The 13,571-nt window shown below is 29.7% G+C and carries 13 protein-coding genes; 7 read left to right on the top strand and 6 right to left on the bottom strand.

Annotated elements, in window-relative coordinates; translation table 11 throughout:
- Positions 1-107: 107 nt before the first annotated feature.
- Complete coding sequence (locus DMR38_RS18160) at positions 108-1,040, top strand: phosphotransferase (protein WP_175413060.1); 933 nt, start codon at positions 108-110, stop codon at positions 1,038-1,040.
- A gap of 416 nt (positions 1,041-1,456) precedes the next feature.
- On the opposite strand, the gene DMR38_RS18155 is transcribed toward DMR38_RS18160, so the two are convergent.
- Genes DMR38_RS18155 through DMR38_RS18145 form a run of 3 tightly spaced genes read right to left on the bottom strand, consistent with a single transcriptional unit; the run spans position 1,457 to position 4,781 of the window.
- Positions 1,457-2,608, bottom strand: a complete 1,152-nt coding sequence (locus tag DMR38_RS18155) for a radical SAM protein (RefSeq protein ID WP_127722707.1) — start codon at positions 2,606-2,608, stop codon at positions 1,457-1,459.
- Positions 2,496-3,431 (bottom strand): hypothetical protein, encoded by a 936-nt coding sequence (locus DMR38_RS18150; protein ID WP_127722705.1) that lies wholly within the window; start codon positions 3,429-3,431, stop codon positions 2,496-2,498. The genes DMR38_RS18155 and DMR38_RS18150 overlap by 113 nt, the downstream gene beginning before the upstream one ends.
- 42 nt (positions 3,432-3,473) lie before the next feature.
- Positions 3,474-4,781: an exonuclease domain-containing protein gene (locus tag DMR38_RS18145; RefSeq protein WP_127722703.1), complete on the bottom strand. Its 1,308-nt coding sequence runs from the start codon at positions 4,779-4,781 to the stop codon at positions 3,474-3,476.
- A 254-nt stretch (positions 4,782-5,035) separates the two neighbouring features.
- On the opposite strand from DMR38_RS18145, the gene DMR38_RS18140 reads away from it, so the two are divergent.
- Both DMR38_RS18140 and DMR38_RS18135 read left to right on the top strand, forming a co-directional pair.
- Positions 5,036-5,653 (top strand): class I SAM-dependent methyltransferase, encoded by a 618-nt coding sequence (locus DMR38_RS18140; RefSeq protein ID WP_127722701.1) that lies wholly within the window; start codon positions 5,036-5,038, stop codon positions 5,651-5,653.
- 25 nt (positions 5,654-5,678) lie between these two features.
- Entirely contained in the window at positions 5,679-6,278 is a 600-nt protein-coding gene (locus DMR38_RS18135) for a nitroreductase family protein (RefSeq protein ID WP_127722699.1), read from the top strand.
- 132 nt (positions 6,279-6,410) lie between these two features.
- On the opposite strand, the gene DMR38_RS18130 is transcribed toward DMR38_RS18135, so the two are convergent.
- Positions 6,411-8,123 (bottom strand): methyl-accepting chemotaxis protein, encoded by a 1,713-nt coding sequence (locus tag DMR38_RS18130; protein WP_127722697.1) that lies wholly within the window; start codon positions 8,121-8,123, stop codon positions 6,411-6,413.
- 252 nt (positions 8,124-8,375) lie between these two features.
- Here DMR38_RS18130 and DMR38_RS18125 point away from each other — a divergent pair, with 252 nt between their 5' ends.
- Positions 8,376-9,230 (top strand): hypothetical protein, encoded by an 855-nt coding sequence (locus DMR38_RS18125; RefSeq protein ID WP_127722695.1) that lies wholly within the window; start codon positions 8,376-8,378, stop codon positions 9,228-9,230.
- Between the two features lie 139 nt (positions 9,231-9,369).
- Here DMR38_RS18125 and DMR38_RS18120 read toward each other — a convergent pair whose 3' ends face one another.
- Positions 9,370-11,079 carry a hypothetical protein gene (locus DMR38_RS18120; RefSeq protein ID WP_127722693.1) on the bottom strand — a complete coding sequence of 570 codons (1,710 nt, stop codon included), beginning with the start codon at positions 11,077-11,079 and terminating at the stop codon, positions 9,370-9,372.
- A gap of 370 nt (positions 11,080-11,449) precedes the next feature.
- Here DMR38_RS18120 and DMR38_RS18115 point away from each other — a divergent pair, with 370 nt between their 5' ends.
- Entirely contained in the window at positions 11,450-12,022 is a 573-nt protein-coding gene (locus tag DMR38_RS18115; RefSeq protein WP_127722691.1) for a chromate transporter, read from the top strand.
- Entirely contained in the window at positions 12,019-12,588 is a 570-nt protein-coding gene (locus DMR38_RS18110) for a chromate transporter (RefSeq protein WP_127722689.1), read from the top strand. The genes DMR38_RS18115 and DMR38_RS18110 overlap by 4 nt, the downstream gene beginning before the upstream one ends.
- A gap of 162 nt (positions 12,589-12,750) precedes the next feature.
- Here the strand turns inward: DMR38_RS18110 and DMR38_RS18105 are convergent, their stop codons facing one another.
- Complete coding sequence (locus DMR38_RS18105) at positions 12,751-13,164, bottom strand: thioesterase family protein (RefSeq protein ID WP_127722687.1); 414 nt, start codon at positions 13,162-13,164, stop codon at positions 12,751-12,753.
- A 195-nt stretch (positions 13,165-13,359) separates the two neighbouring features.
- Here DMR38_RS18105 and DMR38_RS18100 point away from each other — a divergent pair, with 195 nt between their 5' ends.
- Positions 13,360-13,548 carry a DUF6440 family protein gene (locus DMR38_RS18100; RefSeq protein ID WP_127722685.1) on the top strand — a complete coding sequence of 63 codons (189 nt, stop codon included), beginning with the start codon at positions 13,360-13,362 and terminating at the stop codon, positions 13,546-13,548.
- Positions 13,549-13,571 lie beyond the last annotated feature (23 nt).

Below are 13,571 nucleotides of genomic sequence, written 5' to 3'. Positions count from 1 at the left end.
ATTTTTATATGTTTAGGTCGAAGTCGTAAATTATTATGTAGTTACTCAAATTAATATAAAACCCAAACATATTGGTGCAGTTTTATACATTCAAAATGGAGGTTATAATGGATAATTTGTGGGAACGCTCTATACCTTTTTATAATACCAGCATTAAGGAAATAACAGCTATATTCACAGAATATGATAAGCATTTTGAAATATTGAATTATTTCCCTATAAATGTTGGCTGTAGAAACAGTAATTATAAAGTTCATACGAATAAAGGATACTTTTTGTTAAGGATATGCCCATTAAACGATATTAGTTATAAAAAAGAGAGAACTATTAGTGAATTATTTTATGGGTACTTAAATATCCCTAAATTGCTTTTTGTATCTGAGGATAACATTACACAAAGAATATGTTTAATATACGAATATATATATGGTGAGTCTATACAAGAAATGTTGATACAAAAAGGTAAGTTAGAGAATAGCATTATTATTCAAGTTGCCGAAAGTGCTTCATATATACATAACTGTTATATTACAAATAAAGGTGTATTTGATAATGATTATCCACCGTTTGTAACATGGTATAATTTATTTCTTGAAAAAGAAATTGTTGCAGAACGTATTGGAAAGAAAATTAAGGAAAGAGTTAAGACGCTTATAGCAGATAAAAAAAGAGACTTGTACGAAATTGATAAGTATATAAGTTTTACTCACTCAGATTTTCGTCCTGCTAATATGTTAATTGATAAAAATAATAGTGTTTGGATTGTTGATTGGGAATTTTCCGGCTTTGGTCACAGTTTAGGAGATATAGGGCAGTTTTTTCGATATGAAAATAGCTTTAACCAAAAGCAAATTAGAATATTTCAGGAGGCATATAATAATTCTTCTAAAAGAAGTTTGCCATCTGATTGGTATAAATTGAGCAAACTTCGAGATTTAGTAAATCCACTACAAATGCTCGGTGCAAAAGAAAATCTTCCACAAAAATATACTGACTTAAAAGATATTGTTTTAAATACATTGGCTTTTTTTGGTTACTAATATTTGGTTGAAAAATTACTTTATTTATAGGACTCATTTTGGTTTATATGCAGTTTTCTTATTAAAGTAATAATTAATAAGTAGTTACTGTAAATAATGACATAATAACTACACTTAAAGTATTGGTATAGCTAGATTTAACACTGAATTATTTGAAATTATCTCTATAGTAATATATGATGAACTAAAATTGATAATCGTGTGGGAGGTATTGTATGTTTAATTTAGAGACCTAGTAGAAGAAACTTATGTTATTGGAGATTGTAATACAAAAGGTGCTATTATGGTGTTAAAGGCTGATTTAGCATATAAAATTGCGCACCCCAGCTAAGGTTAATTAAACTAGCAGGTGGAAATGCTGCCTGAATAAGACAGACAGGGGTTACTACTGCTGAGCTATCCATCAATTGAAGGTTTTATTTGTAAATAATAGGGCAGCAGTTATCTGCTTGTTTATAATCCTTGTACAGTGCATAAGATAAACATTTTAGTCCTCCTCTGCATTTTTCTGAGTATGCACATTTAAAACATTTATCAGGAATGTTTTTATTTCTTAAGTCTTTGAATACATTATTATTAAAATAAATATCCTTTAGAGAAGTTTTAAGAGCATTCCCACATGGTATAGGCATTCGTCTGCAAGGAAGTACATCTCCATTTTCAAGAATAGTAATTAAGGAGTCTCCTGCACTGCATCCATAAGGCATTTCTCCACTTTTTAGAAATTGCAAAGCTCTATTGGAATAAATTTCAAGACCATTTAGTTTATTCCTAAGAGTTTTCTTCTTTTCATTAACTATTATAGAGAAATATTCTAAGGCCTCTTTAGAAGTAAATAACATATCCAACATATCCTGTCCGTTTCCTATAGGAACAAGTCTATCTGTCCATAATTTTGAAGCCTTATATTTTCGTGCATACCTGGCAACTACAGGAAATTCTTTATAATTACCTTTGTGTGCCGTAAATGATACTAAAGTTCTTATATTATGTTTTCTGAGTATTTTAACAGCATTCCAAGTTCTATCGAAATTTCCTTTGCCTCTTAAAGCATCGTGAGTTTCTCTGTTTCCATCAATACTTACTTGTGTATGAGCTACATTCAAACTTTTCAATTTTTTAGCTATGTCATCTGTAATATAACTGCCATTAGTAAGTATTCCAAAAGAAAAATACTTTTTATTTTTACTAAATACGTTCAATATCTGAAGAAAGTCTTTCCTGGTGAAAGGTTCTCCTCCTGTTATATTTATATGTCCTCTAATAAAATCTTTATTTTTACTTTTTGAATAAAGTCTTAATAGGTCTTTATATTGCTCTAAAATATTAAGAATTTCATTAAATGAAAGCTCTTTTCCTGCATAGCATTCTTGATAACAGTGTTTGCACCTTTGATTACATTTTGCTGTTATATGCCATTGTAAGGTTAACCGGCTGGTTGGTACACAAAACATATCAATCCCCACCACATCCACCGCATGATGAACAACTACTACAGCTGCTGCAGGAAGAACAACTGCTGCAAGATGAGCATCCTCCTCCTGGGGTATTATTTGAAGATGAATCATCAATAGAAGAATGATAATTTTGAGCTGCTATTATAGAGCTAAATAAAATTGTTTCAGGATAATTTATCAATGAAGTTGGTCCATATAGACACATATAATAGTCTAATTCTTCATCCGATGCGTTTGACGAAGAAACCTTTGGATATTTTGATTTCATTTCATCTATTATTAATGGTTTAGTGCGGACTCTATTAATTAAGGAGTAAATAAATAACATCAATATATAAAGAACTACTAATCCTAAAATAGGTTTTCCGTTAATAATGCCTAGACAAAGTTTCATTATAAATGGGATTGTTAAAGCTAGAAAGCCTACTGTACTTATAATTTTTTCATTATCATTGAATGAATTGATATTAATAGATTTTTTATTCTCTAGTTTTTTTCTAGTTTTTTTAATGAGATTTTCAACTTTTTCAAGCAAAATGTCTGAATGCATGATACTATCTGGGGTATCTCCATTAGCATAATGTTTTAAAATCTCCAGTTCTATTTCATCTGGAACAAATAGAGAGATTTTACTATCTTTATTTGTTTTTAAATAAGGATTAATTTTCTCACCTTCTAATGAAAGATATTTGTCTTTCCATAGCTTATAAAGATAGAACTCAATAATTTCGCTGTATACATTGTTATCTTTTAGCACTATTAATTCTATTGGTGTTATTAGATTTTCTTGAAGTATCTCTTTATGATATCTATGTCTTAATCTAGTTCTAGTAAAAAATAGAGAAATTCTTGTAAAAAGAATAACGCATAAAACATATTTAAAAAATAGCACAAGAAATTGAGGTCCAGGTATACTCTTTAAATAGTGTATCACTTTAATCACTCACCTTTATATTTTTTAATTAGTTTAGAGATATTAACCTATAGGTTGTACATTGTTATAAGAAAGAGAAAAATCCTTTTTTTGCATATCTAATAAATATGCTGGAGATATTCTTATAATTTTATCATTAACTTTTATTACTATAGTTTCATAAAATTCACTTAAACAATTTAAATTTGTTTTCTTAGTTGAGTATCCTATGATGTCACACTTATAAGCTTCATTTTTATTTTTATAATATATGTCTTTTAAATCAGCTGCTGTACGGCTTAAAAGTTTCCATTCTTTTAACTTGTTTACCTTGTCATCTAAAGTGTTAAAAATAGTAGTTGAATTTAAATCAATAGTTTCGTTGGAAGTATCAAAACTATTTCCTTTATTGAAATTTTTAACCAATTCTAGGAATTTGGATTCATTTAAAATTTTTATAGAAGATCCGTTTTCATTCAATTCAGCTGCTTTTTCTTCTTTGGAACTCATTCCATCTTCACCTACAAGAGATTTATCCTGATTCCCAACTATTAAGTAATCTGTCTTTTTAGATACACCACTTTTTAATGTGCCACCTAAGTTAACTACTTTTTGCATAGCTTCTTTTCTACCTAAACTTTCAAGTTCACCTGTGAAGACTACATTTTTATTATAAAATGGGCTGGATGTATCAATAATATTGTCATTGTCAGGTTTAATTTCAGATATTTTAACTGTATTGAATTTGTTATTAGTGAAACTATTTTTAGTATTTGTAATAAAACCTTTTTGAGGATTTAGATCTTTAAAAGTTTTTATTGGAAGGCTAGTATATGTATGACAAAAAGATTCAAGATTTTTTTTATGAGCACGTTTTATGCATTCAATTACTAAATTGGCACATGCTACAGCATCATCTAAAGAATTATGATGATGTCCTAAATCTACTCCAAAATATTTGGCACGATCTTCTAAGGACTTACCAATTCCTTTCCCTCTACATAGTTTTGTGGATATAGGTATACTGCAGATATAGTTGAAATTGGGCATAGAAATATCATATTCTAATAAGCAATTTTTTAGTACTGACATATCAAATACGGCATTGTGAGCAATTATTATATTATCATCAAAATAAGTATGTATATAGTTCCATATATCAGGAAAAAGAGGTGAATTCTCTATGTCCTTAGGAGTTATTCCATTTATAGATATATTCTTTTTATTAAAATCAAGAGTTGGTGGATGAATTAAAAAGTAATCTTTTTTACATATTTCATTATTTTTTACAGCAGCAATTCCAAGTGAACAAGCACTGTTGAAATTATTATTTGCTGTCTCAAAATCTATTGCTACAAAATCAAATAGCATAGTAGTTTCCCCCTTATATTTTATTCGTAGTTTCTGTCTTTTTTATCACCTCGCAATACTTACATTATACATGTTACTTTCTAAGTAGGTACTGTGTCAATATAGGTGTATCTTTAAATAGTATATCTATATTATCTTAATGTGATTTTTGAAAATAATAGTGTTATTATAGTGATTATAAGGATGATTTAGTATATAAAAATCCTAATACAAATAGTAATTTGTAAGCATTGAGAAAGAGGATATAGGGTAGTATGGATAAAGAAATTACAAATAAAAAGTTCTGGGAAAAGGTTGCAAAACTATATACACCAATGCAGGAAAGAAAAAACGCAAACCTATACCGGGAATTATGTGAAATTATATCAAAATTGTTGAATGAGGATATGCAGGTATTAGAATTGGCTTGTGGAACCGGACAACTTACATTTCCACTATGTAAAAAAGTATCTTCTTGGGAAGCAACGGATTTTTCAGAAAAAATGATTGAAGAAGCAAAGACAAGAGCATCTAATTTACCTGTTACTTTTACTGTACAGGATGCGACGAACCTACCATATGAGGATGGAAGGTTTGATACAATCGTTATTGCAAATGCACTTCATATTATGCCAAATCCTGATAAAGCACTAACAGAAATTCGCCGTGTGCTAAAAAAAGGTGGATTGTTGATTGCACCGACATTTGTATATGATGAAAAAATCAATAAAATACGAATTTGGATAATGGAAAGAATTGGGTTTCACACTTTTCATAAATGGAAATCTGATGAATATGTAGAATTCATCCGAAAAAATGGCTTTGATATAATTAATAGCTCTGTAATTGCAGGAGAAATGCTGCCAGAATGTATATTGATTTGTAAAACATAAATTTAAATTTAATGAGGTGAAATAAATGAGCATAGAAGCAATTTACAATAGGAGGAGTATACGAAAGTATAAATCTAAAGAAATACCAATAGATATTATTAATAAAATATTGGAGTCCGGAAGAGCTGCACCATCAGGGAAAAATAGACAGCCCTGGAAGTTCATTGTGTTTGGAGGAATTAGAAAGGAAGAACTTCTATCGAAAATGGACGCTGGAATCCAGCGTGAATTAAATGAAGAAGCATTATTGCCTAATTCAAGAGATGGAATACCAGATGCAAAGAATACTTTACGAATTATGAAAGAAGCTTCAATTATCATCATGGTTTTTAATACAAATGGTAAATCGCCATTTAAAAATATCACTACGGCAGATGAACGATTTACAGAAATTGTAGATACACTTTCTATAGGTGCAGCTATTGAAAATATGTTATTACAGGCAGAAGATTTAGGAGTAGGTACATTATGGATTGCAAATACATGTTTTGCATATGATGAACTGGTAAATTATATTGATGTAAAAACACAGCTGGTTGGGGCTGTTGCACTTGGATATCCTGATGAGAAACCAAATCCAAGACCAAGAAAGACGCCAGATAGCATTATTGAATATAGACTTTAAAAATTTACATTTATTTTACACAGCATATTCAAAATTGTCATTATAAAATGGGATATCTTAAATTTGAGACATCCCATTTAGAAATCTTTATTTAGGGAGACAACGGCTGGCAGCCATCGGATAAATTAAAATTTATACTTTAAATTTATGAACCATTTCATTAAGTTTTTGTGCAAGTTCAGCTTGACTTTGAGCAGATTCAGAAACTTCACTTACAGCCTTTGTTATCTCATTTATACTGCTCATTATCTCTTCTGAACTAGCTGCTGATTCTTCTGAAGTTGCCGATATATTTTCAACTGAGCCGCCTATGTTACTTATAGCATTATCCATTCGTTTTGATGAAGCTGAAATTTCCTCAGCCATATTTTTTATAAATGCAGCATCTTTTTCATATTGTATGCCTGTATCCATAAGAAGTTTATAATTAGGATTTACATTATTTGATATATAATCTAAGATATCTTGTCCACTTTTAGATAAAGAATCAAAGGCGCTTTTTACTTGAGAAACCATGCTTTGTATACTTACTACAGCTTGAGAAGATTGTTCTGCCAAATCTCTTACTTCATCTGCAACTACAGCAAAACCTTTTCCTTGTTCCCCAGCTCTTGCAGCTTCTATTGCAGCATTTAATGCAAGGAGATTTGTTTGTTCTGCTATATTTCCAATAGAATCGGCCATAATTTTAACTTGTTCCACAACTTTGCCATCCTCAATAGATTTTATAATATTATCGTGTTTTTCTTTGTATATTGCATTTCCATCCTCTATATTTTTAGCCGCTTTATTTTTTATTTCAACTGCACGTTTACTTATTTCGTTTGAAGAATTTTGGGTACTTATTGATTTATCTAATAATTCATTAGTTGAAGTAGAAATCTCCTGCATAGAAGCGTTTACCCCTTCGGTTGTTGAACTTAATTCTTGTGCACCTTGTGCTATTTGTTCAGTGGATTCATTTGCAGCTTCCATCATAGATGTAATTTCCTGAGTAGTTGCAGATAGTTCTTCACTAGAAGAACTTATATCTCCAGCACTATTCATTATTGAACTTATTAATTTTTTCATATTCTCACAAGCTTTATTTAAAGCTTTTCCTAAGTTTCCTATTTCATCTTTCCTATCCACTTTTATAGATTTAGTTAAATCTCCATCTCCCAAAGCTTTTGCTAAATCTAAAACCTTAGTAATTTCTTTTGAAATCATAAGTGCTATAAATAAACCAATAATAACTCCAAAAACAAGCCCTACTATAATTATTATATTGGTAATAACCAAAGATGATGTATATGTAATTTGATTTTGATTATCTGCGTTATCTGCTTCATTAAAATTTGCTGCTATTAATTTATCCATATCACTGTAAATTTTCATTCTTGCCTTAGTGATATTAGAAAAATTTCCTTGTGCATTTTTATAATTATTTTCATCAATAAATTTTAGAACTTTATTAAATGCCTCTTTATATTCATTTCTATCCTTTTTTAACTGTGAAAAAGTTGAATTTTCATTCTTAGACAATAATGTATTCTCATAATTATCTATAATTGAGTCATTTTTAGCACTTAAATCACTAATTTCTTTTTTTAAGTTATTTTTATCATTTAAATTTTGTTGATAAACAATTTTTAATAAATCTGATCGAATATCTGCAAAATTTTGTTTTACAGTCATTAAGCTTTCTATTGATTTAAGATTATAATCATGCATAGAATTAGCATTAGAATATATGATCTTCATATTGTGTAATCCAATAAATCCAACTATACCAATAAATAAGGCCACTAGAACAAATGAAGATATTAATTTTTGTATCATTTTTAAATTTTTAAACCACTGCATAACTTATACCTCCTTAAAATTTTACTGAAATTTGCCCCAAAATGTTGAATATATTAAGTAAAACCCTAAAAACAATAATTAAGGTGAATAATATGTATATTCGACAAAAATATTTATTATCCTTTGATAAAATTATGAAATATTAATATAAAATTAAATTGAATTATCATTTTGATAAAAATTAAAAATAAAGAATTTCAATAAAAGTAATAAATTATATTTTTGAGAATATCATGTAATGAGGTGATTAATATGAAACAAGAAGATATAAGCTGCGTAGTAGATCATGAAAAATTAAAATTACATATAATATATATTATAATCATTAGTATAGTAGTTATAGCAATTTTTATAACAACGTCGTGTTATTGGAATATCAAATTTGTAGATGAAGTGTCTTTTGCAGTGGCATTATCATCAATAATATTATCAATAATTGCTATAATAGTGACAATAAATGGGGAACAGAAATCTAATAATACAAAGAACAAACTCGAAAATGTATCTGATAATCTTGTAGACGTATCGCGAGAGACAAAGAGCAAATTTGAGGATGCATTTGATAATCTTGCAGATGTATCACAAGAAATAAATGCAGCAGCAAACAGACTGAATCAGATTAATGATATGAAGTTTAAAATAGAAGAATTAAACAAGAATTTAGACGGAATGGATTCTAAAATTAGTCATAAGATGAGAGATTTGGAATCAACAATGACTAGCTTAATAGGTAATGAAGCTAATAGTTTAGATAGTGAAGATAATGATAGTTATATTAAAACATTGAAAAACTTCTTAAAATATAGTAAAAATAATACAGACAGGAAAATTATTGTTTGCACTATATATTGGATTAATTCAATAAGTGAGATAATAAAAACTAATAAAGATAAAGATTTTAAATTTAAGTATTGTTTTGAGAAATATAACCAATATCTCAATGATATTGGTGGAAATAAAGGTCTCCAATATTATTATTTAGGGGTGGCAACAGTATTTGCTAATAATGTTTGGGTTAAAAAGCAAATATTAAATGAAATGGAAGAGAAATATTATAATGAAAAAAGTATGCTTCAAAATCAAATAGAAAAGAGATTCAACAGCTAAAATAGGTTAAATAGAGTAAGATTCATAAAAACTTGCAAAGAAGATATAATTATTCAAGGGGATGGTATAGATTTGTGTGAAAAATCAAATCTATACCATTTTTTTAAATGAATATCACTTTAATAAATAGAAACAAACTTTAAAGTTTTATAGTACCATTTAAGCACTTATTTGACGGCCAATTAATAATTTTGTTGTTAAAATTAATTTCAACGTGATCATTTAGGACCCTAATACGTATACTTCGAGAATTATTTCTATACTTTAATATATTAGCTAAACATATAGCTTTTTCTAGACCGTCTCCCCGTTGGTAGTTACATACTTCATCTGGTTGAGCCATCCGAGAGCCATTATATATTGATAAGTTAGGCATACTCTCCAATGTATTTATAACTTCATCTTCACTTAAGTTTTGGTACATATTAATTGAAACAGGATTTCGCTCTAAGGCTGCCTTGATAAAAGGATCCCATTCGGTTCTGGAAAAATCTCTTAATGCATAAAAAGCAAGATCTGCAGAAACGTTTGTGTCTCTAATAGACTCTAAATAGTTAACAATATCTTCACGGCTCATTTCTGAAGATAATTGTATTGGTTCTGACTTAATAAAATTTTTATTATTTCCAGGAAGTCTTGGGTCTATATTGCAAAATTCACATAATGAAGTTAAAATCTCCTTTAGTGGTATATTAGGTAAGTTAAGTTGATCCATTACACTGATAATATCATTCTCATCATTAAAATCTACTTTGTGTTTTTTAAAGAATTCATCAAAGTTATTAAGACATATTCTATTTTGTATCGGTTCCTGAGAAAATTCATACTCATCAATCTCAGACAGCAGTTTGTCCCTCGTACTCTTATTTATCTTAAAAGAACTAGTATGCTCATAAGCATAGGCCTTTTCAGCAGGAATATATCTGTGAATGCCGTGGTACTCATGTTTAATTTGAAAGAATTTCTGAAGATGGCTCTCCTGCCTAAGAAAATTGCATAACATCTCATAATCTATATCATGTACAAGGAACTTCTTGAGCTTTTTTTCAAAGTCCGTATATACTTCATGATTTATGGTTGCTTCGGGATATACCACATGGACAAAACCTGTGTTATGAGAAATAATTGTAATTTGCTCATTTCGTATTGCTCTTTGAGCTTTTACCGTAAGTTCAGTACCGTTAAACCACATATTTTTAGTAACAATTCTTCTATTATTTGTTACTATTCCACCCTTTACATCTACAAAATTTTGTGAATGAAGTGGTGTTGCAAGCAGGTATATGTCTTTAAGAGGTATTTTACATATTATAAACAGTGCAGCGGCATAAAGAGTAGATAAGGACACACATTCACCTGCACCCTTTTCGTAGTTCTTTTTGTATTTGAATGCATTCATTGCCTCTACAGTTTCAGTCTTCCAATAAGGAATCTCATTAGAGTTATATTTATCAAGACCAAAATGTCGTCTAATATCCATACTAAAATAATATTTGTCTCCTTCATAACCAAACAAGGCGTTACTCCTGCTTATTGTTTCAACATTCATAAATGGTTCAAAACGTGCTATTTCATTCTCTTTAGTTGTAAGTCCCCATGTATCAATATCTAAATTAAAATCATAATTGTCCATTATATACTGCTTAAGTCTTAATATTTTCCTATATGGATTTAGTTTGTCAATATCCTTAAACCATTCATCCTTCTTCCATTCCCATATAATTGGAGACATTATGTTTGCTAGTAAGAGACTATATAGAAGTTCCGGAAATATGAAAATCTCCATATCTGATAGGGTAACTGCTGATGAATATTTTTCTATATTCTTATTATTAAAAATCTTAAACACATCCTTTTTATTGATAAAATTATACTGCTATGTATATAAATTTTAACATCTTCATAGTGCAGCTACAAGTCTAGAATATGGCGAAAATATTATTTATGCTTATGAAACTAAAATTTTTTTGATGATTTAAGGTTACTTTTGACATATAAAAGTTTTATTTTTTAAGTGATTCAAGTGATCAATTCTTTTGTTTGTAAATAGTTGAGTATCTATGAAACTTTATCATAAAAATAATACATTTTTTACATATTTATGGAGAAGAAATGGAACTTGTACTATAATAAAAATATATATTAGGATGCTTAATTTTTTGATTATGCAAATTCCTCAATTATAAAAACACTCACTAATCAGCTGTGAAGGAGAAAAGATGAAAAGAAATTTAAAGTTTTACAAAACACTGTTTGTGTCAACATTTTCAGTTAGCGCTTTCACCTTTGGAGGCGGATATGTGATTATTCCACTGATGAAGCATAAATTTGTTGATACACTTCACTGGATTGATGAAAATGAAATGCTGGATATCGTTGCTATTTCACAGTCTTTGCCGGGGTCAATGGCCGTCGATGCTTCTGCTTTGGTCGGTTACCGTCTGGCTGGTATTCCTGGAGTAATTGTGGCGCTTATCTCAACGATTTTACCACCGCTAGTCATTATAGCTGTTGTTTCACTATTTTACCAGGAATTTAAAACGAATCCAGTAGTAAATGCTGTTCTAAAGGGAATGCAGGCGGGAATTGCGGCTGTTATTGCTGATGTGGTGATTTCTGGTGGGACTGAAATCTGCAAATCGAAAAACGCTCTTTCAATTTTTATCATGATCGCTTCCTTTTGCGCAATATATTTTCTAAGTGTAAATGTGATATGGGTTATTCTGATCTGCGGTGCATTCGGTGGTATTTTAACAGCCATTCAAAAACGAAAGAAGACGATGAAAACATGATTTACTGGCAATTGCTTTTGAGTTTTCTGCAGGTGGGGCTTTTTAGTTTCGGCGGTGGTTATGGAATACTTCCGCTGATTCAGCAGCAGGTTGTCACCCAGAATCACTGGATGACGATGAAGGAATTTGCTGACGTAGTGACGATTTCTCAAATGACACCAGGACCGATTGTCTTGAACGCTTCCACATTCGTGGGAATGAAAATGGCAGGGGTAACAGGTGCTATTGTGGCGACTTTCAGCTGTGCATTTCCAACGACAGTACTAGCGATTATTGTTGGCTACTATTATTACAAGTATCGAGACATGACGCTTGTAAAAGGAATTTTTGAAGGGCTGCGCCCGGCTATTGTTTCCCTGATTGCCACAGTGGGAATGTCTATTCTGTTTTTATCACTGTTCAATTCCGAAGTATTCACTTTTAGTGTATTTTCTCATGTAGATTGGAAAGCTGTAGTCATGTTTCTAACCTGCCTGTTCATTCTGCGTAGATGGAAAACGAACCCGATTTACATCATGCTTGGTTCTGGAGTCGTCGGGATAGTAGTTTATCTTTTGCTGGGGTAATAAAAAAAATGTACTTTGCTGCAATTATTAATTCTATCAGATAAAATTTCTATACCTTTTTTTGTATCTTTATATTTACAAATTAATGCTAAATTCAAATAACTGTATTCATAATGCTTGTTTTTATTAATTGCTCTCTTATAGAAGCCAATTGCTTTTTTATCATATTAGTGACTGTAATTTTTCAAATAGTTCTGTATGTTTTTTCTTTAAATTGATTATCTTAAAATTATTATTAACAAAAGTGTGTAATGTACTTCCTTTTGCAATTTCCTTTTGGTCATTTTCTCTAATAACCGAATAGTTAAATTCTGCTTTAACTGGTGTTAATTCTTTAATCCAAGTCTTTATTATTAGTTCATCTTCATATTTTGCACCCTGTAAGTATCTGCAATTACTTTCAACTAGAGGAAACATTATACCGTCTTTCTCCATTTGTGAATAACTTATACCAGTCTTTTTTATAAACTGTGTTCTAGCTTCTTCAAAGTATATATAATAATTAGAATGATGAACTATACCCATTTTATCAGTTTCTGCATATCTAACAACTACCCTTGTTTCATTTATGTACAAGCTTGACACGTCCTCTCCATGATAGAATTATTATACATAATATTATAACACCATTCATTATAAAGAAGAATCCTTGAGAGGTGAGGATAGCTGTCATAAAAAGTAATAGAGAGATATTGTATAAAATGATATAATTTACTTATAGATTAATGAGCAGCGGTAAATTTCTGCAATCTTGAAAGGAGGAAGTAAAGAATGTTTGGTGAAAAGTCTAATAAAAGATTTGAGGAAATTTTTAAAGAGGGTACTACATTTGGATATAAGGTGATAGTGGATAAAGAAACAGGTGTTGAATATTTATTTAGTTATGATGGATATGCTGGTGGATTAACGTTGTTGGTTGATAAAGATGGAAAGCCAATTATTAAATCAGATAATGAATAGTATTCTTAATTTGTGTATTAGCA

Source organism: Clostridium sp. AWRP, assembly GCF_004006395.2.
GTDB lineage: Bacteria > Bacillota > Clostridia > Clostridiales > Clostridiaceae > Clostridium_B.
This window is presented reverse-complemented; position numbering and strand designations above follow the sequence as displayed.

Coding starts and splice junctions, on each gene's coding strand:
- DMR38_RS18160 (WP_175413060.1), top strand. CDS start 108: ATGGATAATTTGTGGGAACGCTCTATACCTTTTTATAATACCAGCATT.
- DMR38_RS18155 (WP_127722707.1), bottom strand. CDS start 2,608: ATGATTCATCTTCAAATAATACCCCAGGAGGAGGATGCTCATCTTGCA.
- DMR38_RS18145 (WP_127722703.1), bottom strand. CDS start 4,781: ATGCTATTTGATTTTGTAGCAATAGATTTTGAGACAGCAAATAATAAT.
- DMR38_RS18140 (WP_127722701.1), top strand. CDS start 5,036: ATGGATAAAGAAATTACAAATAAAAAGTTCTGGGAAAAGGTTGCAAAA.
- DMR38_RS18135 (WP_127722699.1), top strand. CDS start 5,679: ATGAGCATAGAAGCAATTTACAATAGGAGGAGTATACGAAAGTATAAA.
- DMR38_RS18130 (WP_127722697.1), bottom strand. CDS start 8,123: ATGCAGTGGTTTAAAAATTTAAAAATGATACAAAAATTAATATCTTCA.
- DMR38_RS18125 (WP_127722695.1), top strand. CDS start 8,376: ATGAAACAAGAAGATATAAGCTGCGTAGTAGATCATGAAAAATTAAAA.
- DMR38_RS18115 (WP_127722691.1), top strand. CDS start 11,450: ATGAAAAGAAATTTAAAGTTTTACAAAACACTGTTTGTGTCAACATTT.
- DMR38_RS18110 (WP_127722689.1), top strand. CDS start 12,019: ATGATTTACTGGCAATTGCTTTTGAGTTTTCTGCAGGTGGGGCTTTTT.
- DMR38_RS18100 (WP_127722685.1), top strand. CDS start 13,360: ATGTTTGGTGAAAAGTCTAATAAAAGATTTGAGGAAATTTTTAAAGAG.